Origin of the sequence: Virgibacillus siamensis, from assembly GCF_900162695.1 — a bacterium.
GTDB classification, from domain to species: domain Bacteria; phylum Bacillota; class Bacilli; order Bacillales; family Amphibacillaceae; genus Lentibacillus; species Lentibacillus siamensis_A.
Genome location: NZ_FUIH01000007.1, coordinates 869,916 through 893,083 on the forward strand (window position 1 = coordinate 869,916; position 23,168 = coordinate 893,083).

Consider the following 23,168-nt stretch of genomic DNA (forward strand, 5'->3'; position numbering starts at 1 on the left):
TGATTAATGTCAGTACAAAATTTTATTCCAGAACTATGGAGTGCACGACTATTAGCAAACTTAGATAAGGCACACGTTTTCGGTAGCGTTGTCAACCGTGATTATGAAGGTGAAATTTCTAATCAAGGTGACACAGTACACATTCAACAAGCGGGTGATATTTCCGTATTTGATTACGACAAAGTGAACGGATTGAATGCACCTGAAACAGTAAAGAGTACTAGCCGTGACTTGCTTATCGACCAGGCGAAAGCATTTAATTTCATGGTTGATGACATTGACAAAGTACAGGCAAACGTTGAATTGGTTGATCGTTACGCACAACGAGCAGCATATGCAGTAAATGACATTTTCGATAAGTACATTGCAGGTCATTATGTAGATGCTACACACAAAATCGGTGACGATGCATCACCTATCACGATTGATGGCACAACAGCATATGAGCAACTTTCTAAGATGGCTACATTGCTTGATGAAGCTAACGTACCACAAGAAGGTCGTTGGGCTGTCCTTCCTCCATTCTATTATGAAGCATTGCGTTCTCAAAATAGCGGTGCAATGTTTGAAGAAGCAAAGGAAAACGGACGTGTAGGACGGTTGGCGGGATTTGATTTACGTATGTCGAACAACGTTGCACAGTTTACTGGCGATGGCACAGCGACATTTACCAACAGTAAGGTATTAGTCGGTCACAACATGGCTATTTCTGTAGCTGAACAGATCGTAAAAACGGAAGCATATCGACCAGAGAAATTCTTTGCAGATGCTATCCGTGGCTTGCATGTATACGGTTCTAAAACCACACAGCCAGATGCATTAGGTGTTATTGCAGCAGCAAGAGCATAATAAAAGGGGATTAATTTCCCCTTAGGAGGTATTAAATGTTTTATAAGAATAAGGAAACAGGCAATGTCTTTGGTGTAACAGATAAGGTCACATTAAAACGCGTACAAAATTCTATGCAGTATGAAGAAGTGGAAGTGCCAAAGAAAGAAAGCGAAAAGCCAAAAAGTAAAAAGAAATAAGGTGATTCTATGACACCTACTGATGTGAAAGAACTACTAAACAAGCCGAATATGGATGATGTGTATTTGAATACTGCTATTGCTGTTTTCACGGAATATGCAGGCGACTATTGCAATAACACATTTAGCGATCCATTACCTGCCGGAGTGAAATTATTCGTTGCTAAAGCATGTGAGTATAACTTACAAAAGGCAGGAGTAACATCATTCAGCATGGGTAACGTCAGCTATTCATATGAAACAGACTTTCCGCCCAGTGTGCTGAAACCTTTGAAGCCATATAAAAGGTTGTCATTCTAATGTTTCCACACAATATAACATTTCAGACGTATACAGAGGTTGATGACGGCATGGGCGGGAAAATAAAAACGTGGGCTGACGCTTTTAATACGGTGGCTCACGTTCAACCTGTTAATTCGAGTGAATATGTTGAAGCTAGGAAGCTAGTTAATCCGATAGACCACAATATATTTTTTCCGTATATCGCACAACGCATTGAAGAATATTTTATTTCTCCGGTACAAACAAACGAGCAGGATATGACGGTTAGCGGGAATATGCGGGTTAAATGGAATGACAGGACGGACAGTAAAGGGAATAACTTTATACTGGAATTACGTTCTAATCCATTGGATCAAGGCGGAATGGGCGAAATCATGATGGTAAAGGCTGAGTTGAAATGAAGTATGGTGTAGTTTCTACTGGTTTTCCAGGATGGGATAAGGCAGTAGAAAAATTCCAAGCGCGCTACATTCGAGAAATAAAAAGAATAGTAGCAGAAACAGCCGAAATGATAGCAACGCAAGCGAAGGCGTTAGCACCTGTTGATGAAGGTAATTTGAAACGTTCTATTGAAGTGGATATACGTCCTGATGGGTTGTCTGCTGAAATTAAGGTAACAGCAAATTACGGGATTTTCGTGGAATTTGGAACGGGTATCTATGCAGAAGGCGGAAACGGGCGAAAAGATGGATGGGTGTACTTTGCAGACGGGCGTTATTGGTATACAGAAGGAATGAAGTCTCAGCCATATTGGAGACCCGCAGTAGAACAAGGCGCGCAATATTTTAAATCAGAAATGAACAGATTGGGGTGATGTAATGCAGACATCACTTGCGGAATTACAAAAAGTATTATACAGCAGACTTTCAAACGATAACACACTATCAAATATTATTACTGGAGTGCATGATTACGTTTCAGGGGATGCTGTTTTTCCTTATATTACGATAGGAGAGCCGACTGTAACAGGTAACATGACCAAAACATCAGTAGGCGAAAACATCGTATTACCATTGCACACATGGAGTGACTATGACGGGAAAAAGGAAACATACGAATTATTCAACTATATATTAAGCGCATTACATGAACCGTTAAAAATTGGCGGTTCTTTTTTAATGCTTAGACGTGACTTAGTGAACATGCGAGCGTTTTTCGATCCGGGCGGTGCTGTTCATGGAGTCATGGAAATTAGGTATTACATCAACAATTAGGAGTGATTAAATGATTAACGGCAAAGATACTATCCTTTTAGTACAGCCTTTGGGTGCTACAGCGGGTGGATTAGTCATTGCTAATCTTACTGAAAATAGCTACTCAATCGAGAATGAAATCATTGACGAACAAACGAAAATGGGGCGTATTGTCGCATACGGTCAAAACTCTGAATCATTCGAGTTAACGGCTTATGGTGAAAAAGGCGACCCTGGACAGCAAGCAGTATTAGATGCAATCCGTAACAAAGAAGAACTCAAAGTTTGGGAAGTCAATCAGACAGCTAACGAACAAGGCGGATACGATGCATCTTTCGCATATTGCATTGTGGAATCAGCGGAAAAATCCAATCCAACAGACAGCTTTCAAGAAGTAACAGCAACGCTTCAAGTACGAGGACAATCACAACAAGGTGAATTGACTTCACTACCAACAGGACTGACAGAACAGCCTTATCCGTTTGAAGAACCAGCTACAACAGCAGGATAACTAATGGGGCATTCGCCCCTCTTATACTTAGGAGGATAAAACAATGGAAATCAATGGAAAACAGTACGAACCGAAAGTAAATTTTAAATTTGAAAAGGTAGCAGATAAGAAATATTCCGAAGTAGTGGAGGGGCAGAAAACCTCAGGCATTGAAGGGATTTACGAGGACTTGCTAAACGACAAGCCAAGCGCATTGGTTAAGTTTTGGGATTGTGCAACAGCACACTACAAGAAAGAACAGCCTATTGTTGATGATATTGAAGATGCGCTATCTGACATTATCGAGGACGAGGGCATTGATCGCTTGCAAAAGGAGGCGTTCGAAGCGTTGGATGAATCGGGGTTTTTCAAAAAACAGCTTCAGAACTTCTGGAAGAACTTAGACATGGCGAGCAAGTTAGCGAAAACGGAACAAGAAGCGGAACAAATCAAAGCAGCGCAAAAACTGTACAAGGAAAAGTACAAAAATCTGAAGGCATAAACTATGACGATGTAGAAATACAGTCATCTCATTTGCTGAATGTACACGACCCCGAATTAATAGAATCGTGGACACCTAGACAATATAACAATTTTATCAAGGGCGCACAACATAGACAGATAGACCAATACGAATATGCGGCTAGGTCAGCAATGATGCAACGCAAAGCACAAAATGAAAAGAAATTACGTGAGACTGACTTATTCAATGCGGAACGTGCTAGGAAGAACCTGGACAGCAACGAAAGCGAAGAAGATCGCATTAAAAAAATGGTTGAGTTAAACAAGCATATAAAAGGGTTTCAGCCTGATTTCAGACCGAAAGGGGGTTGATGTATGCAAGAAAGATTAAGTGCTGTTGTAGGCGCTAGGATAAGTGAATTCAAGCGCAAAATGGCAGAAGTTAAGGCAATAGCTAAGACTGTACCTAATCGGATAAAAGTCCATGTAAAAGCTGAATACGACAGTTTCAGACGTTCAATGGATAGGCTAGCTGATTATAGTCGAGACGTTGGGGAAATTATAGGACACTCGTTACGGGGTGGATTGTTAGCAGTATTGCCTATGGTTTCCCCTATCATCGGTAGCTTAGTGGGCGGTGTCGGTGCGCTTGCATCCTCATTTGTCGCGGCAGGTGGCGCAGGTGGCGCATTTGCTATCGCTGCTATCGGTAACATAAGCAAATTGACTGAAGGCATAACGGATTTACGAAGTATTAACGACAAACTGAAAAAAGAACGCCAATCACTTGCGCCAAATGAAAAACGGATCAACGAATTATTGAACCAACGCAAAAATTTGCTATCCGGCATGAGTGGCGCACAAAAGAAAGCAATGAAGGCATTTCAAGGTTTTCAGAAACAATGGAATAAATTCTTATCAGCAACGGAAAAACCAGTATTCAAAGTATTTGCAGCGGGATTAGAAGTAGCTACCACGCTATTAAAAAGAATAGAGCCTATTATCAAGCCTGTTTCTAATGCGTTGGTTGACTTGTTAAATAGACTTAATGCATTTGCAGGAACAAAACAATTCAAGAGTTTCATTAACTTCTTTGCTACCCGTGGAACATCGGCTATTAAGAATTGGGGAACAATCGCAGGGAACGCATTTAAAGGATTCATGGAACTGATGAAAGCGTTCGGGCCATTAGGTAAAAACATGGAAAATGGACTAATCGGATTGACTGAGAAGTTTGCTAAATGGGCGGCGGGATTAAGTAAGTCGAAGGCATTTAAAAACTTCATCAATTTCGTAAAAGAAAATGGCCCAAAAGTTATGCAGTTAATCGGTAATCTAACGAAATTCCTTGTAAATCTAGGAATAGGGTTAGCGCCATTAGGAACAAAAATACTTGACCTGACAAACAAGTTTTTAAAGTGGATTAACGGACTGATGAAAGGTAACAAGACTATTGGACAAGTGGTAGCAATTGTCACATCAGTAATCGGTGTATTCATGGCATTAGCGCCTGTTTTGTTGATGATTAAGAGCGCATTTATGTTAGTATGGCCCGTTGTTGCGAAACTAGGTGGAGCGCTTATCAGGGTTATACCGTGGGTTTTCCGTATAGGAATGGCTATACTCAGACTTTCCAATCCGATTGGATGGATAATAACAATCCTTGGGGTATTAGTAGGGGTTGTTGTTAAGTATTGGGATGAAATTAAGAGTTGGACTGTTAAAACTTTCAAAGCAGTAAAGAACACGATCAAGATTGTATGGGATTGGATATGGGGCAAGATTAAAGCAGTCGCAACAGCTATTGCTAAATGGGTGCTGAAGAAATTCAATGACATTAAAAACAACATACAGCAACGCCTGGAATTCGCAAAACGTGTTGTACAAGTTGTTTGGTTCAAGATTAGACAAATATTCCATAAAGTAGTAAGCACCGTAACTAATTTTGTTCGCGATAAATTCAATGCAATCAAAAGTAAAATTCAAAATGCTATGGAAGCCGCAAGAACTATTGTACGTGTCGTATGGTTCAAGATTAAGCAATTCTTCTATCGTACGATCAATAACATTCGTAACACAGTACGGGATAAATTCAACGCTATAAAAGATGCCGTCAGGGATAAAATGCAATCCGTCAGAGATACAATAAAAGACATATGGAATCGTGTTATGGACTTTTTGCGTGGAATTAATTTAGCGAGTATTGGTAAAAACATCATCAGCGGTATGATTGGCGGTATTAAAGATAAAGCAAGTGCATTGGTTGACAGCGTAAAAGGCGCGGTTGGTAGTGCTATTGAAGGTGCTAAGAACTTGCTAGGTATTCATTCTCCATCAAGGGTATTCAAGCAAATCGGTGTATATACCGGAGAAGGTCTACAAATCGGATTGAACAGCATGAAAAAGAAAGTAGGTAACGCATCAACACAACTTGCTACATCGGTTAGGGATTCATTCAAGCCTGATTTACAGCTTGATAGTGTAGGTGCTGTCATTGATCCTGTTATGAATAAGAACGGCGTAGGAACATTAAACGGCAATTTGAACGCTAGTATAAATGATTTCGAGTTACCTGATAAAAACGTATATATCCAAGTTGAAGGTGACGCTGAATGGATACGCGCTTATGTGAATGAAGAAAATGCAATAGATTCAAAAATAAGAAGCATCGGAGGGTAAGGGATGGATTTACACGTAACAAAAAAGAATATGTCTTTCAATCTTGAGGATTACGGTATTAGAGTAGTTGATTTCATTGTACAGTCCATTCCCTTACAATCCACATATGGCAATGTAGAAGGGCGTAACGGTACGATTGATTATGGCGCAACATACGGACAACGTACAATCAAAGTACCCTTTCATATGGAATCAACGGACTTATTAGACTTTCCTTTATTAAGGGATCAGCTTTTCGGATTAATTGCCGGGGCTGATTCTTTTTATATAAATGAACGAAGAAAAGCAAGTTATCAACCGTACAAATTTGAAACACCAGGACAAGAACATGTAATACCTGATGATTTTAAAAATGTAAATGTAGACGGTAAGCGTTATTTAGTCAGATTGAAGAATGTAATCGAATTGGAACAGATGATAAAGCACGGTAGCGGGGAATTGGAGTTTGCGACTACTGTATTACCTTTTGCGGAATCAGCAGGAACTACCGAAGATATAGACAAAAACGGTATCGACCCTGCAAGCGGTTTTTGGACTGGCGACATGGGTATCATACCCGAAATGGAAACGGTAAGCTATTCCCCTGCAATGTGGAGTGATGTCGGTTTTAAGAAATGGAGTGATATTTAATGGCTACCTATACAACGAATTACAATTTGTATAAACCTAACGCCAACGATTCTGCTATACAAGTTGACACATCTTTAACGGATAACTTTGTAGCAATCGACACGGAAATAAAAAACAGACAAAACGAAATTTCTAGCAATAATACAGATATAAGTAATTTACAAACGGATGTAGGCACACTCACTAATTTGAGCACAGTCGATAAATCGAATCTTGTTAGCGCTGTTAATGAAGTGAACGGGAAATTTATAGAATCCAACAAAGGCGCTTTTGTCGCATCGGGTGACGGTGCGGCGGTTTCTTTCAATATCCCGCATGGATTAAGTGCAGCACCTTCTTTTTACGTATCACAGGAAGGTAGCGCAGACACAGGAACAGCGGAAATAAGCCATGTAACAGCAGATGCTACTAATCTAATCGTAACATTCAAAGCAGCACCCGCAGCAGGTACTAGCAACGTTACAATTGTTTGGAAGGCTGAAATCTAATGACGACATGGACTGACTTTGCAAGAGTAAGAGAAACCATGTACAACAATAGGGTATATGACGCATTCAAAATATACAATGCGGGTAATATTCCTATTCATCCATTCGAGGAAGAATTGAAAATAATCATTTATAATGTAGAGGGTTCAACATCATCATTCGAATTACAAAACACAACAAACGGATCATTGTTTAAAGTGAATGAAGCAGTACCTAATACAGTGGTAATCGAATTAGACGGGCCAAGAATTAAAAAAGACGGATTAGCTTATTTACGAAATACAAACCGAAAATATATAGAATTATCTCCGGGTATGAATGACTTTAAAATAACAGGTGCAACTAGAGCTGATTTTCAATTCATATTCAGATTTTATTACAGGTAAGGGGGCAATTATATGGCAGATATTAATGCGAGTTTAAAAACAACGTTAAATGGCAAAGCGCCACAGCATAAAATAGAAGGCCAGAACGCTTTCGAATTTAGCGAAGGTTCAGATGGCGCACTACACATTAAAACAACAGACGTAAACGGTAAACCGATAGACCCTAGAGAAGTTAGCAACCTGCCGACTGATTATCCAGACAGCGCAACTAAAGCTGCAATAGATGCATTGAAAGCTGAGAACATTGCTTTAAATAATAAATTGCAGGGGATTATTGACGGTACTACTCCGGCTAATACTCAACTAACTGGGAGTAGTGTGGCAGTTCCGGTTGATTTACAGTATCAAGCGTTGACTGACCCTTTACCAATTAAAAGTATGCCTAACATGGGTAAGATAACCCTTGCAGATAATGTTGTAGTACCTGCAAGCGGTAAGCAAGCCTTTATTACTGATGTCGGGGCAATTGAGGGCTACAAAAAAATGACCGTCTATATCGTATCAGACCAAGAATTTAAAGCATCGGGATATATTTATGACCCGGTAACTGGTAACTTAACAGAAGAATTTATAGAGATTTTCCCGAGTCCAGTAACAAGTAGACCGAATCGGCCGCAATATAAGGTGCTACCTGACTATGTGACAGACCGTTTTCAAGTGTGGTTCACAAATAATGCGGCGGTAGATTGTACAGTCACTATTACGATAGCGGTGCTGTTCTAATGCAGTCTAAACGTAATTTAACGCCAACACGTACAATGGCGAGAAAATATCCCGGTGTCATAATCCCATCCGTTCAAGAAGGTACGTTATTTGTTGCGCACCGTGGAAGCATGGCAACAGCGCCGGAAAACACATTGCCTGCATTTCAAGATGCAGTTATTTTTGGGTATAGTGGCATAGAAACAGATTTAAAACTAACTTCCGACAATGAATTTGTGCTGATTCACGATGCTACGGTTGACGGAACAACGAACGGAACTGGGAAAGTTTCCGAAATGACACTAGCAGAGATACGAGCATTAGACGCAGGTTCATGGTTCGACCCTTCATACGCAGGAACAAAAATACCAACATTTGACGAGTATTTAAGTTTATGCCGGAGTTCATCAGTTCAACCGTTTATAGAATTAAAACCATCATTTACTGTTGCTGAACTCGAATGGGCGATACAAAAAATCCGAGAACACGGCATGAATGCAATGACAACTTTTATCGCAGCGTGGGACGTAAATTTAAGGAGAGTTAGGCAAGCTGATAAACGTATGAATGTAACACTCATTGCAGGTTCACAAGGGTTATCAGATAAAGTGTTGCAAAACGCTATTGAAATTGGTAATTGTGGTGTCAATGCATATTATAATGACTTGCTACCGGATAGAGTAGATTTGTTCCGTTCTAATGGGATTGAAATAGGGTTATCAGCGAATGACACAGCGTTGGAAATTGAAGATGCGGTTAATAATATAGGCGTGAAAACAGTAACAACAGGCTCATACTTAGCGCCTTAATAGTATTAATTGCTTATGTGAATAATCCCGTAATTATCCTATAATTTTAATGGGAGGGGTATTCATGTTATGGATAATACTTGCAATACTGCTATTGCCTTTTGTAATAATTTTTCCTGTCATGGTTTTATCTGGACGAGCAGATGAACAAAGCGAAAGGCAATTGAACGAACGGAAGAAGAAATAATTACTCAACTAACGCACGTCGATAGTCGCATATCGGGAGGTGAATAAATGACCGAAGAATATTTCATAACTCCGGTACAAGTGAACGAAACAGACACTACAATTCCGGTCAATGACACATCGTATATGTATGTACGTGATTTAAACGGTAACGAATACCCAATACAAGCTACCATACAAAACGATTACGAGTTAAACGGAAGTCAGCAGTTTTCCGCAACAATCGAGGTAAGCAAAGTCAATAATTTATTTATTGATGAAATCGGGGAAATGTGGATTATATCCGATCATAACGATGTGGAACACAAAATAATATACGCAAAGCGGCAAGGTAAAGGGGAACGCCTGACAGTCAATGTCAAGGCTGTTCCTCTTTTCTTTGATTCCATGAATAATCAACGCATCTATACACGGTATGATGAACACATGACAGCTACACGGTTCTTCGATTTAACCTTTGCCAATAGCGGATTTAATTATGTACTTGTCGATACATTTTACGCTTTAGGATGGGAAGGTGTCGGGGATGGGGAGACACGCCTAGAAACATTCAAACGTGGCATAGAGCGTTACGGTGCCGAATTTAGAATTGTAGGAAACACAGTATATTTAGAAAAGCAAATCGGACGAGATACGCAATTTCAATACCGATATAGATTGAATGCATCAAATATCCAACAAGAAATAGATGCCAACGAATATTGGACATACGCAAAAGGTTACGGAGATTATGATGAAGGTGGAAACGAGGGCGCAGAAAATAATGCAGGATTAATCAGGGAATACACTTCCCCACTCGCTGACGTAATCGGTATACGTGAAGCGCCGCCTATTAAGAATGGTAACATCACAACAACAGCAACAATGGACGAACAACTTGAAATTTTAGTTGACGAATCATTGAAAATAAGTGTATCAGCAGACATTCACGATTTACGCAAACAAGGATATGCACTAGCGCAACCGGAATTAGGCGACAGGACGTTTCTCATTGACGAACGAATCGGATTAGATGCAGAAGTCAGAGTAGTTGATATGTCTGTCAAACGTAACTGGAAAGGCGAAATACTTGATTTAAAACTAACACTAGGCTCTAAATCACTTGTCAAACGCCATCAATCGGAAATTGAAACAGCACGTAAACAAGTCAATCAGTTGTTGGAAGGCAAAATTAAGTTACCTTTTTCTGTATTAGATAATGCAGTAGCAGAGGCAACAAAAGCACTACAATCAGCACAAACGGAATTGATTTTTGATAATAACGGCATTACTGCTATTGATAAAACAGATCCTAACCTTGTGACGTTGTTTAATTCAGCAGGACTTGGCGTTTCAACAGACGGTGGCGCAACATTCGAAAATGCTATAACAGGAAACGGAATCAATACAAATTTACTGACGGCAGGTACGATAAGCACGGACTTTATTTCCATCTATGGTGGGGATTCAATGGGTAATACCACCATACAAGGTGGAGTATTGAGAGCAACGGGTAAATTTGACCGTACTTTCGCAGGCGGGAATGTAGATTATGAAGCATTTACCGAAACTTGGAACGGACTTATACGTACTGGAATCATCAGCAAAACAGTAGATGGCAATAAGTTAAATATCAGCGGTAGACAAATGGCAATGACTGATAAAAACCTGACAACACAAAGGGAAGTGCATAGCGGTTCGCCTGATTATAGCGGTGCGCGGTTTATTGACTTTTACGCAGGTGAAACACGCACGGGAGATGTTGTCGGTGGCGGTATGCATATATATAGCGGTCAGGCGTTAACACAAGAATCTAATTTCGGTATGAATTTCAAAACGGGTTCGGGGTATGCTTCGGATTTTTATAACACCGTGACGAGGGTTCACGCTGATGGTAACGCATTAGAATTATGGCGCACGCAGTCATTTAGCACAGGGCCGTCTGGTTTAATGCTTAACTTTAAAGCATCGGACGGTAACTCACAGGGTTATTTAGGTATTCCGACAGATAACTATAACATGCACCTGGTTTCGAACTTTGGCGAAATCCATTTACGAGGTGCGGGTTTAAATGTAAGGGCGGCTGACGGTTCAGCTTGGCGAGGCGTTAAAGCGGCTAAGTTTTGGGCGGTTGACCGTGAAATTGATTTCGGAGGTACTGGACGAGTTGCCAATGATGCATCAGGAACAACATACATTCAAGGTAACGGCGAAGTTGTTGCATCTCGATATAGTGACGGTACGACTGTTCCATTTACAGCGGATAGGGTAAGGTTGTCATCGGGAATCATAACAGACCGTTATTCAGGTGCTAACATCCTTTTAGGACAAGACGGAACAGGAACAAAAGTAGAATCGCAAACAATACGGACTAGAACATACTCAGGCGCGGGAAGTACCGTTGTAATAACAGACGGTGGTGTATTAGGACGTTCAACATCGGCAAGCAAGTATAAAGTTAATATACAACCTTTGACGACAGATAATCGCATATTAAACTTACAGCCAAAACAATGGTTCGATAAGCAAGCTAGCGAATCATACGCAAACTTACTAACCGAAGAATACAACGGTAAAGTAATTGACTGGTCGAAGGAAGAAGATATTCCTATAAAAGAAATACCTGGACTAATTGCAGAAGATTTAGTATTGCATGGATTAGAAAAATATGTACAATACAGCAATAATGGAGAAGTTGAAGGCATCGACTATTCTCGATTGTGGATTGAATTAATTCCAATCATTAAAGACCAACAGTCAAGAATTGAAACATTGGAGGGCATAGTAAATGGAACAACCAAATAAAGACTACATTAAACAATCATTACTAAATCAAATAGCGGGATTGTCTATGCAAATAGCGCAACGTGACGCTATGATTACGGAATTACAGCAGGAACTAAATCAGCTAAAAGGGGAAGAATAAAAAAACGGGGCTACCATACATAGCCCCTTACCGTACTACCGGAGTTGTAGTGCGGTTATTTAATTATTATCACAAACAACAAATAAAGTCAAACGGGGTACGACCTCATTAACTAGGAGGTTACGAAGTGGATGAAAGGGAAAAATGGAGAATCAAACGACTAGAAGATGATAACGAACGCATGAAAAATGAGTTAGACGATTTGCAACGCTTTAAAGAATCAACAGTAGAAAAATTAAAAACAGTATATGAACGAATACAAGACTTAGAAAGCACTAATCAATGGATTTCAAGGTCTTTTTTTTATGTGATTTTTGGCGGGGTTATATCAGCGTTCGGCTCTTTAATCGTTTGGCTTATAACGAGGTGAACTAATTGGACAAACAAGAACAAGAACTCGAAGAACTGGCGAAACAGATAAAAGAAAAGCCTGTCAATCTAATACCACATTATGAAACGTTTGTCACTTTTGTATCGGTAACGCTAGCTATTTTATTTATATGGGCGGAAACATTAGACAGGGTTATATTTTCGCTTTTAATGACGCAAAGTGGATGGGCTATCAGTTTCATGCTTGTGGGGTTAACAAGCGCATTCGGGTTACTTTTCAATATTAATTGGTTACGTAAATTTGGCATGATAAGTAATTTCACAATTTACATCGTTGTAGCGATCATCATGCATAACTACATCGGCTTCAATGCAACGTCAATTGTGTTTGGATATATAGCGATATTTTGTTTGGTGGGATTGCCTTATACGGAATATACGAAAATTTCACGTAAAGGACGGGGATAAAATGCAAAACATTAACAATTTCAAAATTGAAGAAGAAGTTAAACGAGAAGCGAAAAGCGGTGTCGTGTCGCAGATTACGGGATTTTTAGCAGCATTACTTCCGGTATTATCCATTGCAGGTTATCAGTTCGACTGGTTCACACAGGATTTCATCAACAGCATAGGCGTATTGTTGTCAGCGGGGATTTCGTTAGTTGTAACTTGCATGGCTATTTATAAGAATCACTTTAGCAGCAAGAAGGCACAAAAACAAAACAAAGCATTGAAACAAAAGGGGTTGAAATAATATGCCATTAATTATGTTAGATGCAGGACACACAAAAAACACATTCGAACAAGGTGGAGGTAAAGGCGTACGCAAAGGCGGGCGCAATTACGAGGAACACAATTTTAATATCAATGTAGCAAAACATACGAAACGGTATCTTGAAGCATCGGGACTTGATGCGCGTATCACGAAACAATCCTTTGCAAGTAGCGAAAACTTGAACAACCGAACAGATGAAGCCAACAGAATAGGTGCTGATTTGCTTGTAAGCATTCATGCTAACGCAGGTGCATCAGCAGCTAAAGGCGCTTGTGTATTCCACTGGCCTACATCTCCTAAATTCGCTAATATGTGGGTTGATAAATGGAAAGCGGAAAACACGGGTGTAGGACTTCACGGCAACGGGAAACATGAAGTTCGTTTAGGTACATGGACTAATCTCCATATGGTACGCGAAGCAGCAATGCCGGCATACCTGATTGAACATGGTTTCATGACTAACGATCATGATTTCGATTATATTTTCGGTGGTAAAAGTGCTGAATATCGCAGGGATTGTGCGAGGGCGATTGCTAAAGCTGTTTGTGATTACTTCAATGTGAAATTTGTTGATTACGAGGATAACGTACCAAAAAAACAAAGTAATCCTAAACCGTCAAATAAAGACGTTTACACGGTTCGAAAAGGCGATACCTTATGGGAAATAGCCAAAGACCATAAAATGTCCGTAAGGCGCTTAAAACGGCTAAATAACCTAAAGGGCAATATTATCCACCCAGGAGACAAATTAAGAGTTGCGGGTAAGGCTAAACCAAAGAAGAAACGTGCGCCTAGATTACCAAAAGGAATTTTAAAACGTGGTGATCGTGGTAACAAAGTAAGACGATTGCAAAAAGCATTATGCGAAGTTTACTTCTATCCAAATAAAGGTGCGAAAAACAACGGTGTAGACGGCATTTTCGGAAGGAATACAGAAGATGCGGTAAGACGTTTCCAGTCCGTATATACTCCACATATGATTGATGGGATTTACGGTAAAAGGACAAGACGAGCGTTAAAAAAGAAATTATAACATTGAGGGGATTAATTTCCCCTTTTTGTATATTTACAGTCATATTGAAGTATCACACGAATATACATAAGAATATACCACCGAACATTCCAACGAACATTCACCATACGAACATTCGCACGAATATTCCATTCCTATAATATCAATCTTATCAGCTTATCCATTCCAACATCACAAACAGGGCATATATATTATATATCTCTTTTTCATTATCCACTTTCACCAAAGGGGGTTTTCGGGATTGCTAACATTTTGTATTGTCTGACTTTTGTAACGTTTTACTGGTTAGGAATGCAAATATTTACAGGTAATTGGAAAAAGAATACTAAATTACCAGAATTACCACGTTCTAACAGCGTCATTATCGGCAAATACGAAACCGGATTGATGTACCACAACTTCAATAAATTCGCTCATATGATTGTGGCAGGTACAACGGGTTACGGGAAAACAAATTTCATCAAGTGCTTAATCAGTCAATTAAATGGAGAAATTATCCTAATTGATATGAAAGGGGGATTTGATTATGGAATTGTAACAGCTACCGATATACAGCAAGCAAGGACTGAATTAGAAAGTGTAACCGCACAAATGAAACAGCGCAGGAAATCACACATATATGTCATTGTTGATGAAGCGGGGGAATTATTGCCGCCAGATCATTTAAAGAGACACGATGACAAAGAGCCTTACTTAGCGTGTTTGTCTGCAATTAGTGAGATAGCGCGATTAGGAAGGGGATTTAATACACATCTTATTTACGCCACACAATATCCCACCAAAGACATACTTAACGGGCAAGTTAAGCAAAACGCAGAAACACGGATATGTTTCAGATTACCGACAGATGTAGCAAGCAGGGTTGCGTTAGACGAGAAGGGCGCAGAAGAACTACCGTCAGGACAATTCGGTCTTGGCATATACAAAAAGGATTACAAAATGGAATTTAAAGCATTTGAATTTGTAGAAAGGGACGGTTGGGATGCTAAAGTCAGAAATCCGCAGACAAAGGGAAGCACAGATACTTTCACGATTGAATAAATTAGGCGTTTCTAGCGTGTATGAGTTGCGGAGATTGAACGCGGGTAATTTAGGTCATGGAGGGATAAGGAACGCTCACAGGGTGCTTAAAAACATGGAGGAAAGGGGGCTTGTTGATTCGGTAAAGAAAGAACAAAAAATATTTTGCGTTAAAGGTCGAGGGTTCGGTCATTGGGAACATAGAATGATGATAAATAAATTCCTCATAAAAAATGGATTGCTGCACAAAGCAAAAATAGAGCCTACCATCACAGTAAAAGGAATTGTATTCAAGCCTGACTTTGTTATACCTATAACTGACGATCCAAAGAATCAACATGACTACATTTATTACGAGGTCGACCGCAAACAGAAAAAGAAAGCGAACATGGATAAAATAGAGCGGTACAAAAAGTTAAATTTACAGTTTGAAGTAATATGTACACCGGAACGAAAAAACATGTGGAAAGGGTGTAAAATACATGAATGTTAAAATTAACGGTTCGCATATCGGACAGTACATTCATGCGCGAAAGCCTAATGGTGAATTTAAAGGATATGTATTGGATGAGGTGGTGGACGTTTTAAAGGTATTAGTTACAGATACAATAAAAGGATCCCCGAAACCGATCGAATATGTAAAAACGAAAGAGATAGCAGGAATTGACGGAATCCATATACCTGTAAGCGAAAAAGACAATGTAGATACAACGAAAATTTTAAATAACATTTTTATAGGAATGCTATCCGTTATGGGGTTAGTTAGTTTAGGATTAGGTATATACGTGATGGGAACGGCTTATATTATGGGCGCTTTGCTTGTGTTTGGCGTTGGCTACAAAAGTAAATGTGATAAATGCGGGAAAATTTTATAAATAAGTGTTGACACACATTATACAAACGTGGTATATTTTTCCTAAATAAACTAATTGGAGGAATTTAAAATGAAAAACATTACTAAAATTCTAGGGGCGTCAGTATTAACATTAGGAATTATGGCAGGTTGTTCAGATGGGGCATCAGAAAAAACAGTCGAAGCTGAAAAGGTACAAAACAAGAAGGAGGAAAAAACAGAAGAAGTAAGTAATCAAGTTTACGAAGGTAAAGACTATAAATTTGTATTTAAAGGAGAGGAACAGTTAAAAGGGAAAAGTGGTAAACAGGTATTGGCAATTAAAGTCGAGTTTACAAATAAAAGCGATGAAGCGCAAAGCGCATGGATGGCTATGTCGGTAGCGTTAAATGCGCATGAGGTTACAGACATGACGGAAGAAGCAGTATTAGGTGCTATTGGAGATTTACCAAATCCACCTAAATATAAAATGGACACAAAAATCAATCCTGGTAAAACAATTGATACAGTCATAGCATTAGAATTACAGCATCCAGGCGCAAAAGTAAACATTGACGATACAAACATTGTCACGGAAGAAAAGACATTCGAGCGCACGATCAAAACCACAAAATAAAAAAAGAAGGCATCCTCAATAAGAGGGTGCTTTTTTTGTGGTAACAGACATGGGAAAAAATAATAAAAATATAGGCTTATTGAAATAAATTCCAGTAAGTCGCAACGCTTGTCATTAAGCGATTTTGCTTATTATTAATTCAATAACAAAACCCTTTAATAGATGGGGTCAATCTGGACTGGCGGCGGAACCATTGTCGCATGGTCGTCCATGATCGCAATAGCAGGTTTTTGCGGTGTTTCAGTTATGGACCTTGTTCGCAAAAACTTTATTCCGGTTATTCTTGGATTATTTATATCAACCGTTTTGGCAGTGCTTCTTTTTTAACGAATGACCAGAGCGGGACCATCCGAATTACGCAACAAAACTTGGAAAAAATTATTGCCGATGATTAAATGTTGAATTATTCGAATAATCATGCTATATTTCAATTAAAATTTCCACAATACACTTTCTTGTTTGACATCCCTGTTAAGAATCCACCATCTTGATTTTGCACCTGCTTATCTTTGAAATCGCTCGCAATAAAAACACCATTCCCCCCAATTACGGGCGGGATGGTGATTTTATAAATTTTTTGAAAGGGTGAGTAAATGAGTAAGGTGAAGAATCGGTGGCTGATAGCGTTGTCGGGGGTTGGTATACATATTTGCATAGGTTCAGCGTATGCATGGAGTGTATTTACGAATCCGATGGCAAATGAGTTTGGGTGGAGCACCAGTGAAATATCGTTGGCGTTTAGCATTGCAATTTTTTTGCTCGGGTTTTCTGCAGCTTTTATGGGGAAATTTGTGGAGAAACGCGGGCCAAGGATTTCGGGTATGCTGTCGGCGGCATTTTTTGGTGTGGGTGTCATGGGAACGGGCTTGGCAACCGCAATGGAATCACTTCTTATGATGTATTTTTTCTATGGTTTAATAGGTGGTATTGGGCTTGGGATAGGTTATATTGCTCCTGTCTCCACACTGGTTAAATGGTTTCCGGATCACCGCGGACTTGCAACTGGACTTGCCATCATGGGATTCGGTTTTGCTGCGTTGATCAGTGGTCCTGTAGGAGAAGCGCTGGTAAGTTCAGTCGGGATATCAAATGCTTTTTATATTATGGGGGCAAGTTATCTCGTTATTATGATGGGTGCTTCACAATATCTGGCCCCTCCGCCAAAAGACTGGAAGCCTGAAGGAATGAAGGGCGAAGCGGAAGTAACGCCAAGACAGAGAAAAGAAGACCTTTCCCAGATGACTGCAAATGAAGCAATTAAGACAAAACCGTTTTGGATGCTGTGGACGATGCTTTTTCTGAATACAACAGCCGGAATTGCGATTATTTCGGTTGCATCACCAATGGGACAGCAGATCACAGGGATGTCAGCCGTTACGGCAGCTTCCATGGTTGGAATTATGGGAGTTTTTAATGGCTTCGGAAGACTGGGCTGGGCAACCATTTCCGATTATATTGGGCGGCCAAATGTTTATTCGGTTTTCTTTATAATTGGTATTATTTCTTATTTTACATTGCCTGTTATCACTTCAATAATTTTGTTCGAAATACTGGTGTTTGCGATTGTTTCTTGCTATGGAGGCGGTTTTTCATCGGTTCCCGCATATATTGGTGATTTGTTTGGGACAAAACAGCTTGGTGCCATCCATGGTTATATTTTAACAGCGTGGGCTGTTGCAGGTGTGGTAGGCCCAATGCTTCTTTCATTGATTTACGATTCTACCAAAAGCTATCAGCTGACTCTGCTGATTTTTGGCGTGATGCATGTTATTTCTCTAATTGTTTCATTATGGATACGACTGGAAATGCGGAAAATGAAGCCGGGAAATGAATCAATCAATACAGGTTCTTCTTCAAATGTTGTACCATAAAGATTAGTACTCTCTTTTTAAATATTCAATTTAGATGGAATAAAAGCAAAATTAGGTTAAAAACATTTGGGAGAGGGTATTTGCCATAAGGGAGGAGGTTATCCAATGGGCGATAAAAGTTTGTCGGATTGGCCGATAATGAAATATCACGGTCATTCAAAAACGCCGGAATATGATGAAATTGCCCGGGAATCTGCAGTTACAGTCACAATAAACGGTGAACAATATGCAACCATTGTGTGTACACCTGATGATATAAGACAGCTTATTATGGGATTTCTGGCTTCAGAGGGAATTATCCGGTCTTCTGATCAGATAGAAAAATTAACGATTGATGAAGCAAAAGGGTTTGCCTATGCCGAACTGTCGATTCCGGTTGAGTTGTCTGGACGAACAGAGCGGTGGATTGGTTCCTGCTGCGGCAAAAGCAGGGAATTTTACTTAAAACAGGATGTCGGGACAGCGAAAACGATTTATTCATCTGTACGATTTTCCTCCAATATGATCTATCGGTTAATGGATGAATTTGACAATAATGCAGAAATACATGGCAGGACAGGTGGTGTCCATCAGGCAGCTGTTGCTTCGGCAAATGGTATAATTGCTTCCGCTATCGATATCGGCCGTCACAACGCACTGGACAAACTTTATGGTCATCTGATGGAAAATCGTATTTCTTTGAAGGAAAAATGCATTTTATTTAGTGGCCGGATATCCTCAGAAGTTATTTTAAAAATTTCCAAGATTGGTGCTGGGATATTAATAGCAAAGTCAGCACCTACTGATTTGGCACTAAGACTGGCTGATGATTTGCAGATAACTGCTGTCGGTTTTGTCCGAAAGCAAAGAATGAATGTATATACCCATGGAAAGCGCGTCTATGAAGAATCGCATCATGATGCTCAGTTTTTGACTTAAGGAGGGGATTTCATGCAGGATCATATCATTGTTAAAATTAACGGCAAGGAGTTCCTTGCTGATCAGGAACAGAATTTATTAGACCTGATTAATACAACAGGGGAATTCGTCCCGCAAATCTGTTATAACGAAGCGCTCGGTCCTATACAGACATGTGATACTTGTCTGGTCCAAGTTAATGGAGACATTGTCCGGGCATGCGGCACAAAAGTGGAAGCAGGGATGAATGTCAATACGACTATTGAACAGGTTAATGCATCACAGAAGGAAGCACTTGACCGGATACTGGAAAAACATGAATTGTACTGTACTGTGTGTGACTATAATAATGGTTCGTGTGAAATTCATAATACTGTTGCTGAATTTGGTTTGGAGCATCAGTCGCGGCCATTCGAACCAAAGCCATATGAAGTGGATAACTCCAGTCCGTTTTATCGTTATGATCCGGACCAATGTATTTTGTGCGGACGGTGTGTTGAGGTTTGTCAGGATGTTCAGGTTAACGAAACACTTTTAATTGATTGGCAGCGGGAACAACCTCGTGTTGTCTGGGATGACGATGTTCCGATTGATCAATCTTCCTGTGTCAGCTGCGGGCAGTGTGTAACTGTATGTCCGTGCAATGCATTGATGGAAACAGACATGGTCGGGGAAGCTGGATATATGACCGATCACAGTCCCGGCTTGCTCCGGTCGATGATTGAAGTGACGAAAAAAACAGAACCGGGTTATGGTCCGTTATTTGCTGTATCTGATACAGAAGCAGCGATGCGCGAGGAGCGGATCGAGAAAACGAAAACAGTCTGTACATATTGCGGTGTGGGCTGTACGTTCAATGTTTGGACAAAGGACCGCAAAGTATTGAAAGTCGAACCGCAGCAGGAGTCACCGGCAAATGGCATTTCGACATGCATTAAAGGGAAATTCGGCTGGGATTACGTTAATTCCGAAGAGCGCTTGACTAAACCGCTCATTCGCCGGGAGGATTCATTTATTGAAGTGGAGTGGAATGAGGCACTTAATTATGTCGCTAATCGATTCTCTGACATAAAAAAGAATAAAGGTGCAGATGCACTCGGGTTTATTTCATCGTCAAAAGCAACAAATGAAGAGTCGTACGTTATGCAAAAACTGGCCCGGCAAGTAATTGGGACAAACAATGTGGATAACTGTTCACGCTATTGTCAATCTCCTGCAACAAAAGGTCTGTTCCGGACAGTAGGGCATGGTGGTGATTCCGGTTCTATTGATGACATTGCCGAAGCAGAACTGGTCATTATTATCGGGTCGAACACAGCGGAATCACATCCGGTGCTTGCATCACGAATTAAACGCTCACAAAAACTTTTCGGACAGAAGATGTATGTATTTGATCTGCGCAAACATGAAATGGGACAGCGAGCAGATAAATTTTATCGGCCAAAAAGCGGGACGGACCTGGTCTGGCTTTCAGCGGTAACCAAATATATCATTGACCAAGGCTGGGAGAAGCGGGATTTTATAGAAAAATGGGTCAATGATTTTGAAGATTACAAAGAAAGTTTGAATAAATTTACCTTGGCATATGCTGAGGAGTTAACCGGAATTCCGCAAGCAGAATTAAAAGCGATTGCAAAACAGATTGTCAGCGTTGATAAGGTAGCGGTCTGTTGGGCGATGGGTGTTACACAACACCAGCTTGGCAGTGATACAAGTACGGCAATTTCCAATCTGCTTCTTGTTACCGGAAATTATATGCGGAATGGTACAGGTTCATACCCATTGCGTGGACATAATAATGTGCAGGGATGCAGTGATTTCGGAAGTATGCCGGACTTTTTCCCCGGATATGAAAAAGTGGCTGAGGACGATGTGCGTAAACGATATGAAGATTCCTGGGGAGTAAATATACCGGAGAAACCCGGCAAGGATAACCATGAAATGATTGAGGCGATTCATGCGGGTAACCTTAAATCCTTATACGTACTTGGAGAGGATACCGGAATTGTTGACGCAAATATTAATTATGTCCGGGCTGCTTTTGAACAATTGGATTTCTTTGTTGTACAAGATTTATTTTTAACGAAAACAGCTCAGTATGCAGATGTTATTCTGCCTGCTGTTCCAAGCTTGGAAAAAGAGGGGACATTTACAAACACGGAACGCCGTATTCAACGATTATACAAAGCACTGGATCCCGTTGGTGATTCCCGGCCGGACTGGCGGATCATTACCGATTTGGCTGAGCGTCTTGGGTATGTCTGGGATTATGACAGCCCATCAGATATTATGGATGAGGCTGCATCACTGGCACCGTTGTTTGCGGGAGTAAGTTATGAACGTCTAACCAATTACAACAGTCTGCAATGGCCGGTTGCTGCTGATGGAACGGATACACCATTGTTGTATGTTGATGGGTTTCCTTTTGAAGATAAAAAAGCCCGATTTTATCCGCTTGATTTTGAACTCCGGTATGAAACAAATGAAGAATATGATTTACATGTAAACAATGGGCGAGTGCTGGAACACTTTCATGAGGGCAATATGACATATAAGTCGAAAGCAATATCCAGTAAATTGCCGAATGCATTTATTGAAATATCTCCTGAACTGGCAAAAGAGCGAGGCATCCGGGAAGGTGCGGAAATAAAGCTGATTTCCCATACGGGCGAAGTAACCGGGCTGGTCCATGTGACTGACCGAGTCAGTGCAAAAGAAGTATATCTGCCATTGAATGATAACGGTAAAACAGCTGTGAACTTTTTAACAGATAATAACGTTGATAAAGACACGAATACACCTGCATATAAAGAAACAGCGGCGAAAATGGAAGTAATCAAGAAAAAAGGTAAAAGCCCGCTGCCGCCTAATAATTATCGCAGAGGAAACCGCCAGCCGCAGATCAGTGTCAATGTGGATGAAAAGTGGAACAGAAGAGACTATATTTTCCCGGAAAGTAAGGTGAAACAAAATGGCTGAGCCGATCACAAAAATCAAGCATATGGAAATTCCGGAAGAAAAAATTCAGCAGGATAATTTGGATGAGGTAGTCGAGGCGATCAGTAAAAATAAAGAAGCCATTCTGCAGGGGATCGACCTTTTGGGTACACTTCATGATAATGGAATGCTTAACATGGGCCATGCACTCGTTAAGCACAAAGAAGATGCACTTGAAAATGTGATGAGAGAGCTTAATAAGCCGGAATATGTAAAGGTAATGGAAAATATTGTGCAGCTTCTGTTTCTTGCCGGTGACCTTAATGTGGGTGAGATGAAAACAATTGCCGGCCGATTAAATGAGGGTCTGGAAGCGGCCGGAAAATCAGAACAAGGCGGCAAAACAACATATTTTGACCTGATGAAGGCCCTGAAGGACCCGGACATTAATCGAAGTATCACAATGCTTCTGTCGTTTCTGAAAGGTATGGGTAAACAATAAGTTGAAAATCCCCGGATGCCTGATAATGTTTGCATCCGGGGATTTTTGTGTCTTTGTATGGCTCTCGACCATATATTGTTTTTACATTATTATC

General features: G+C 40.2%; 30 protein-coding genes and 1 pseudogene. All 31 read left to right on the top strand.

The genetic code is table 11. The annotated features are described in order from the left end of the window. Positions 1-6: 6 nt before the first annotated feature. The 31 genes and pseudogenes from B1K71_RS08045 to B1K71_RS08175 all read left to right on the top strand — a co-directional run bounded on the left by B1K71_RS08045 (position 7) and on the right by B1K71_RS08175 (position 23,074). Entirely contained in the window at positions 7-849 is an 843-nt protein-coding gene (locus B1K71_RS08045; RefSeq protein ID WP_077325771.1) for a P22 phage major capsid protein family protein, read from the top strand. A 35-nt stretch (positions 850-884) separates the two neighbouring features. Further along, positions 885-1,028 carry a hypothetical protein gene (locus B1K71_RS19875; protein ID WP_175631871.1) on the top strand — a complete coding sequence of 48 codons (144 nt, stop codon included), beginning with the start codon at positions 885-887 and terminating at the stop codon, positions 1,026-1,028. Between the two features lie 9 nt (positions 1,029-1,037). Further along, a complete protein-coding gene (locus B1K71_RS08050) occupies positions 1,038-1,328 on the top strand; it encodes a phage head-tail connector protein (RefSeq protein ID WP_077325773.1) in 291 nt (96 codons plus the stop codon). Continuing rightward, entirely contained in the window at positions 1,328-1,711 is a 384-nt protein-coding gene (locus B1K71_RS08055; RefSeq protein WP_077325776.1) for a phage head closure protein, read from the top strand. Before B1K71_RS08050 ends, B1K71_RS08055 begins: the two co-directional genes overlap by 1 nt. Further along, positions 1,708-2,124, top strand: a complete 417-nt coding sequence (locus tag B1K71_RS08060; protein WP_077325778.1) for an HK97-gp10 family putative phage morphogenesis protein — start codon at positions 1,708-1,710, stop codon at positions 2,122-2,124. The genes B1K71_RS08055 and B1K71_RS08060 overlap by 4 nt, the downstream gene beginning before the upstream one ends. A gap of 4 nt (positions 2,125-2,128) precedes the next feature. Next, the gene (locus B1K71_RS08065) at positions 2,129-2,524 is read left to right on the top strand and encodes a DUF3168 domain-containing protein (RefSeq protein WP_077325780.1); all 396 of its coding nucleotides are present in this window, start codon (positions 2,129-2,131) and stop codon (positions 2,522-2,524) included. Positions 2,525-2,534: 10 nt separating this feature from the next. Then, positions 2,535-3,014, top strand: a complete 480-nt coding sequence (locus B1K71_RS08070; RefSeq protein WP_077325782.1) for a phage major tail protein, TP901-1 family — start codon at positions 2,535-2,537, stop codon at positions 3,012-3,014. A gap of 43 nt (positions 3,015-3,057) precedes the next feature. After that, positions 3,058-3,495: a tail assembly chaperone gene (locus B1K71_RS08075; protein WP_077325784.1), complete on the top strand. Its 438-nt coding sequence runs from the start codon at positions 3,058-3,060 to the stop codon at positions 3,493-3,495. Between the two features lie 155 nt (positions 3,496-3,650). Beyond that, positions 3,651-3,827 carry a hypothetical protein gene (locus tag B1K71_RS19645; RefSeq protein WP_175631872.1) on the top strand — a complete coding sequence of 59 codons (177 nt, stop codon included), beginning with the start codon at positions 3,651-3,653 and terminating at the stop codon, positions 3,825-3,827. A gap of 3 nt (positions 3,828-3,830) precedes the next feature. Beyond that, positions 3,831-6,134, top strand: coding sequence for a phage tail protein (locus B1K71_RS08085; protein WP_077325788.1), 2,304 nt, complete (start codon positions 3,831-3,833; stop codon positions 6,132-6,134). Between the two features lie 3 nt (positions 6,135-6,137). Beyond that, complete coding sequence (locus B1K71_RS08090) at positions 6,138-6,764, top strand: phage tail domain-containing protein (protein ID WP_077325790.1); 627 nt, start codon at positions 6,138-6,140, stop codon at positions 6,762-6,764. Further along, positions 6,764-7,252, top strand: a complete 489-nt coding sequence (locus B1K71_RS08095; RefSeq protein WP_077325792.1) for a hypothetical protein — start codon at positions 6,764-6,766, stop codon at positions 7,250-7,252. The genes B1K71_RS08090 and B1K71_RS08095 overlap by 1 nt, the downstream gene beginning before the upstream one ends. Next, the gene (locus tag B1K71_RS08100; RefSeq protein WP_077325793.1) at positions 7,252-7,638 is read left to right on the top strand and encodes a phage tail domain-containing protein; all 387 of its coding nucleotides are present in this window, start codon (positions 7,252-7,254) and stop codon (positions 7,636-7,638) included. Before B1K71_RS08095 ends, B1K71_RS08100 begins: the two co-directional genes overlap by 1 nt. Positions 7,639-7,650: 12 nt before the next feature. Continuing rightward, entirely contained in the window at positions 7,651-8,361 is a 711-nt protein-coding gene (locus B1K71_RS08105) for a hypothetical protein (RefSeq protein ID WP_077325795.1), read from the top strand. Beyond that, positions 8,361-9,149, top strand: a complete 789-nt coding sequence (locus B1K71_RS08110; protein ID WP_077325798.1) for a glycerophosphodiester phosphodiesterase — start codon at positions 8,361-8,363, stop codon at positions 9,147-9,149. Before B1K71_RS08105 ends, B1K71_RS08110 begins: the two co-directional genes overlap by 1 nt. Before the next feature lie 64 nt (positions 9,150-9,213). Continuing rightward, entirely contained in the window at positions 9,214-9,336 is a 123-nt protein-coding gene (locus tag B1K71_RS20265) for a hypothetical protein (protein ID WP_281250329.1), read from the top strand. A 47-nt stretch (positions 9,337-9,383) separates the two neighbouring features. Beyond that, entirely contained in the window at positions 9,384-12,119 is a 2,736-nt protein-coding gene (locus B1K71_RS08115; RefSeq protein ID WP_077325800.1) for a phage tail protein, read from the top strand. Then, the gene (locus B1K71_RS19880) at positions 12,103-12,240 is read left to right on the top strand and encodes a hypothetical protein (protein WP_175631873.1); all 138 of its coding nucleotides are present in this window, start codon (positions 12,103-12,105) and stop codon (positions 12,238-12,240) included. The genes B1K71_RS08115 and B1K71_RS19880 overlap by 17 nt, the downstream gene beginning before the upstream one ends. Before the next feature lie 127 nt (positions 12,241-12,367). Continuing rightward, positions 12,368-12,610, top strand: a complete 243-nt coding sequence (locus B1K71_RS08120; protein WP_077325802.1) for a hemolysin XhlA family protein — start codon at positions 12,368-12,370, stop codon at positions 12,608-12,610. 5 nt (positions 12,611-12,615) lie between these two features. Then, on the top strand, positions 12,616-13,038 hold the full coding sequence (locus tag B1K71_RS08125; protein ID WP_077325804.1) for a hypothetical protein: 423 nt from the start codon (positions 12,616-12,618) through the stop codon (positions 13,036-13,038). 1 nt (position 13,039) lies between these two features. Beyond that, a complete protein-coding gene (locus B1K71_RS08130) occupies positions 13,040-13,324 on the top strand; it encodes a phage holin (RefSeq protein WP_077325806.1) in 285 nt (94 codons plus the stop codon). Between the two features lies 1 nt (position 13,325). Continuing rightward, positions 13,326-14,378, top strand: coding sequence for an N-acetylmuramoyl-L-alanine amidase (locus B1K71_RS08135; RefSeq protein ID WP_077325808.1), 1,053 nt, complete (start codon positions 13,326-13,328; stop codon positions 14,376-14,378). A 291-nt stretch (positions 14,379-14,669) separates the two neighbouring features. Then, positions 14,670-15,419 carry a helicase HerA domain-containing protein gene (locus tag B1K71_RS08140; RefSeq protein WP_139343318.1) on the top strand — a complete coding sequence of 250 codons (750 nt, stop codon included), beginning with the start codon at positions 14,670-14,672 and terminating at the stop codon, positions 15,417-15,419. A 94-nt stretch (positions 15,420-15,513) separates the two neighbouring features. After that, complete coding sequence (locus B1K71_RS08145) at positions 15,514-15,891, top strand: hypothetical protein (RefSeq protein WP_139343319.1); 378 nt, start codon at positions 15,514-15,516, stop codon at positions 15,889-15,891. Continuing rightward, positions 15,881-16,273: a hypothetical protein gene (locus B1K71_RS08150; protein ID WP_077325814.1), complete on the top strand. Its 393-nt coding sequence runs from the start codon at positions 15,881-15,883 to the stop codon at positions 16,271-16,273. Before B1K71_RS08145 ends, B1K71_RS08150 begins: the two co-directional genes overlap by 11 nt. Before the next feature lie 69 nt (positions 16,274-16,342). Further along, the gene (locus tag B1K71_RS08155; RefSeq protein WP_077325816.1) at positions 16,343-16,867 is read left to right on the top strand and encodes a DUF5067 domain-containing protein; all 525 of its coding nucleotides are present in this window, start codon (positions 16,343-16,345) and stop codon (positions 16,865-16,867) included. 162 nt (positions 16,868-17,029) lie between these two features. Beyond that, positions 17,030-17,194 (top strand): annotated as a pseudogene (locus B1K71_RS19885) (hypothetical protein); the annotation flags it as partial. 266 nt (positions 17,195-17,460) lie between these two features. Beyond that, entirely contained in the window at positions 17,461-18,738 is a 1,278-nt protein-coding gene (locus tag B1K71_RS08160; RefSeq protein ID WP_077325818.1) for an L-lactate MFS transporter, read from the top strand. A gap of 105 nt (positions 18,739-18,843) precedes the next feature. After that, positions 18,844-19,656, top strand: a complete 813-nt coding sequence (gene fdhD / locus B1K71_RS08165; RefSeq protein ID WP_077325820.1) for a formate dehydrogenase accessory sulfurtransferase FdhD — start codon at positions 18,844-18,846, stop codon at positions 19,654-19,656. A 12-nt stretch (positions 19,657-19,668) separates the two neighbouring features. Continuing rightward, positions 19,669-22,614 carry a formate dehydrogenase subunit alpha gene (gene fdhF, locus B1K71_RS08170; RefSeq protein ID WP_077325822.1) on the top strand — a complete coding sequence of 982 codons (2,946 nt, stop codon included), beginning with the start codon at positions 19,669-19,671 and terminating at the stop codon, positions 22,612-22,614. Further along, positions 22,607-23,074, top strand: a complete 468-nt coding sequence (locus B1K71_RS08175; protein ID WP_077325824.1) for a DUF1641 domain-containing protein — start codon at positions 22,607-22,609, stop codon at positions 23,072-23,074. Before fdhF ends, B1K71_RS08175 begins: the two co-directional genes overlap by 8 nt. Positions 23,075-23,168: the final 94 nt, after the last annotated feature.

Bases quoted from the DNA above. Each gene is read 5' to 3' on its own strand.
- B1K71_RS08150 (WP_077325814.1), top strand. From the start codon at position 15,881: ATGAATGTTAAAATTAACGGTTCGCATATCGGACAGTACATTCATGCG.
- B1K71_RS08160 (WP_077325818.1), top strand. From the start codon at position 17,461: ATGAGTAAGGTGAAGAATCGGTGGCTGATAGCGTTGTCGGGGGTTGGT.
- B1K71_RS08045 (WP_077325771.1), top strand. From the start codon at position 7: ATGTCAGTACAAAATTTTATTCCAGAACTATGGAGTGCACGACTATTA.
- B1K71_RS19875 (WP_175631871.1), top strand. From the start codon at position 885: ATGTTTTATAAGAATAAGGAAACAGGCAATGTCTTTGGTGTAACAGAT.
- B1K71_RS08085 (WP_077325788.1), top strand. From the start codon at position 3,831: ATGCAAGAAAGATTAAGTGCTGTTGTAGGCGCTAGGATAAGTGAATTC.
- B1K71_RS08145 (WP_139343319.1), top strand. From the start codon at position 15,514: ATGGAGGAAAGGGGGCTTGTTGATTCGGTAAAGAAAGAACAAAAAATA.
- B1K71_RS08155 (WP_077325816.1), top strand. From the start codon at position 16,343: ATGAAAAACATTACTAAAATTCTAGGGGCGTCAGTATTAACATTAGGA.
- B1K71_RS08055 (WP_077325776.1), top strand. From the start codon at position 1,328: ATGTTTCCACACAATATAACATTTCAGACGTATACAGAGGTTGATGAC.
- fdhD (WP_077325820.1), top strand. From the start codon at position 18,844: ATGGGCGATAAAAGTTTGTCGGATTGGCCGATAATGAAATATCACGGT.
- B1K71_RS19880 (WP_175631873.1), top strand. From the start codon at position 12,103: ATGGAACAACCAAATAAAGACTACATTAAACAATCATTACTAAATCAA.
- B1K71_RS08090 (WP_077325790.1), top strand. From the start codon at position 6,138: ATGGATTTACACGTAACAAAAAAGAATATGTCTTTCAATCTTGAGGAT.
- B1K71_RS08065 (WP_077325780.1), top strand. From the start codon at position 2,129: ATGCAGACATCACTTGCGGAATTACAAAAAGTATTATACAGCAGACTT.
- B1K71_RS08060 (WP_077325778.1), top strand. From the start codon at position 1,708: ATGAAGTATGGTGTAGTTTCTACTGGTTTTCCAGGATGGGATAAGGCA.
- B1K71_RS08110 (WP_077325798.1), top strand. From the start codon at position 8,361: ATGCAGTCTAAACGTAATTTAACGCCAACACGTACAATGGCGAGAAAA.
- B1K71_RS08070 (WP_077325782.1), top strand. From the start codon at position 2,535: ATGATTAACGGCAAAGATACTATCCTTTTAGTACAGCCTTTGGGTGCT.
- B1K71_RS19645 (WP_175631872.1), top strand. From the start codon at position 3,651: ATGCAACGCAAAGCACAAAATGAAAAGAAATTACGTGAGACTGACTTA.
- B1K71_RS08175 (WP_077325824.1), top strand. From the start codon at position 22,607: ATGGCTGAGCCGATCACAAAAATCAAGCATATGGAAATTCCGGAAGAA.
- B1K71_RS08140 (WP_139343318.1), top strand. From the start codon at position 14,670: ATGCAAATATTTACAGGTAATTGGAAAAAGAATACTAAATTACCAGAA.
- B1K71_RS08115 (WP_077325800.1), top strand. From the start codon at position 9,384: ATGACCGAAGAATATTTCATAACTCCGGTACAAGTGAACGAAACAGAC.
- B1K71_RS08135 (WP_077325808.1), top strand. From the start codon at position 13,326: ATGCCATTAATTATGTTAGATGCAGGACACACAAAAAACACATTCGAA.
- B1K71_RS20265 (WP_281250329.1), top strand. From the start codon at position 9,214: ATGTTATGGATAATACTTGCAATACTGCTATTGCCTTTTGTAATAATT.
- B1K71_RS08095 (WP_077325792.1), top strand. From the start codon at position 6,764: ATGGCTACCTATACAACGAATTACAATTTGTATAAACCTAACGCCAAC.
- fdhF (WP_077325822.1), top strand. From the start codon at position 19,669: ATGCAGGATCATATCATTGTTAAAATTAACGGCAAGGAGTTCCTTGCT.
- B1K71_RS08100 (WP_077325793.1), top strand. From the start codon at position 7,252: ATGACGACATGGACTGACTTTGCAAGAGTAAGAGAAACCATGTACAAC.
- B1K71_RS08105 (WP_077325795.1), top strand. From the start codon at position 7,651: ATGGCAGATATTAATGCGAGTTTAAAAACAACGTTAAATGGCAAAGCG.
- B1K71_RS08075 (WP_077325784.1), top strand. From the start codon at position 3,058: ATGGAAATCAATGGAAAACAGTACGAACCGAAAGTAAATTTTAAATTT.
- B1K71_RS08050 (WP_077325773.1), top strand. From the start codon at position 1,038: ATGACACCTACTGATGTGAAAGAACTACTAAACAAGCCGAATATGGAT.
- B1K71_RS08130 (WP_077325806.1), top strand. From the start codon at position 13,040: ATGCAAAACATTAACAATTTCAAAATTGAAGAAGAAGTTAAACGAGAA.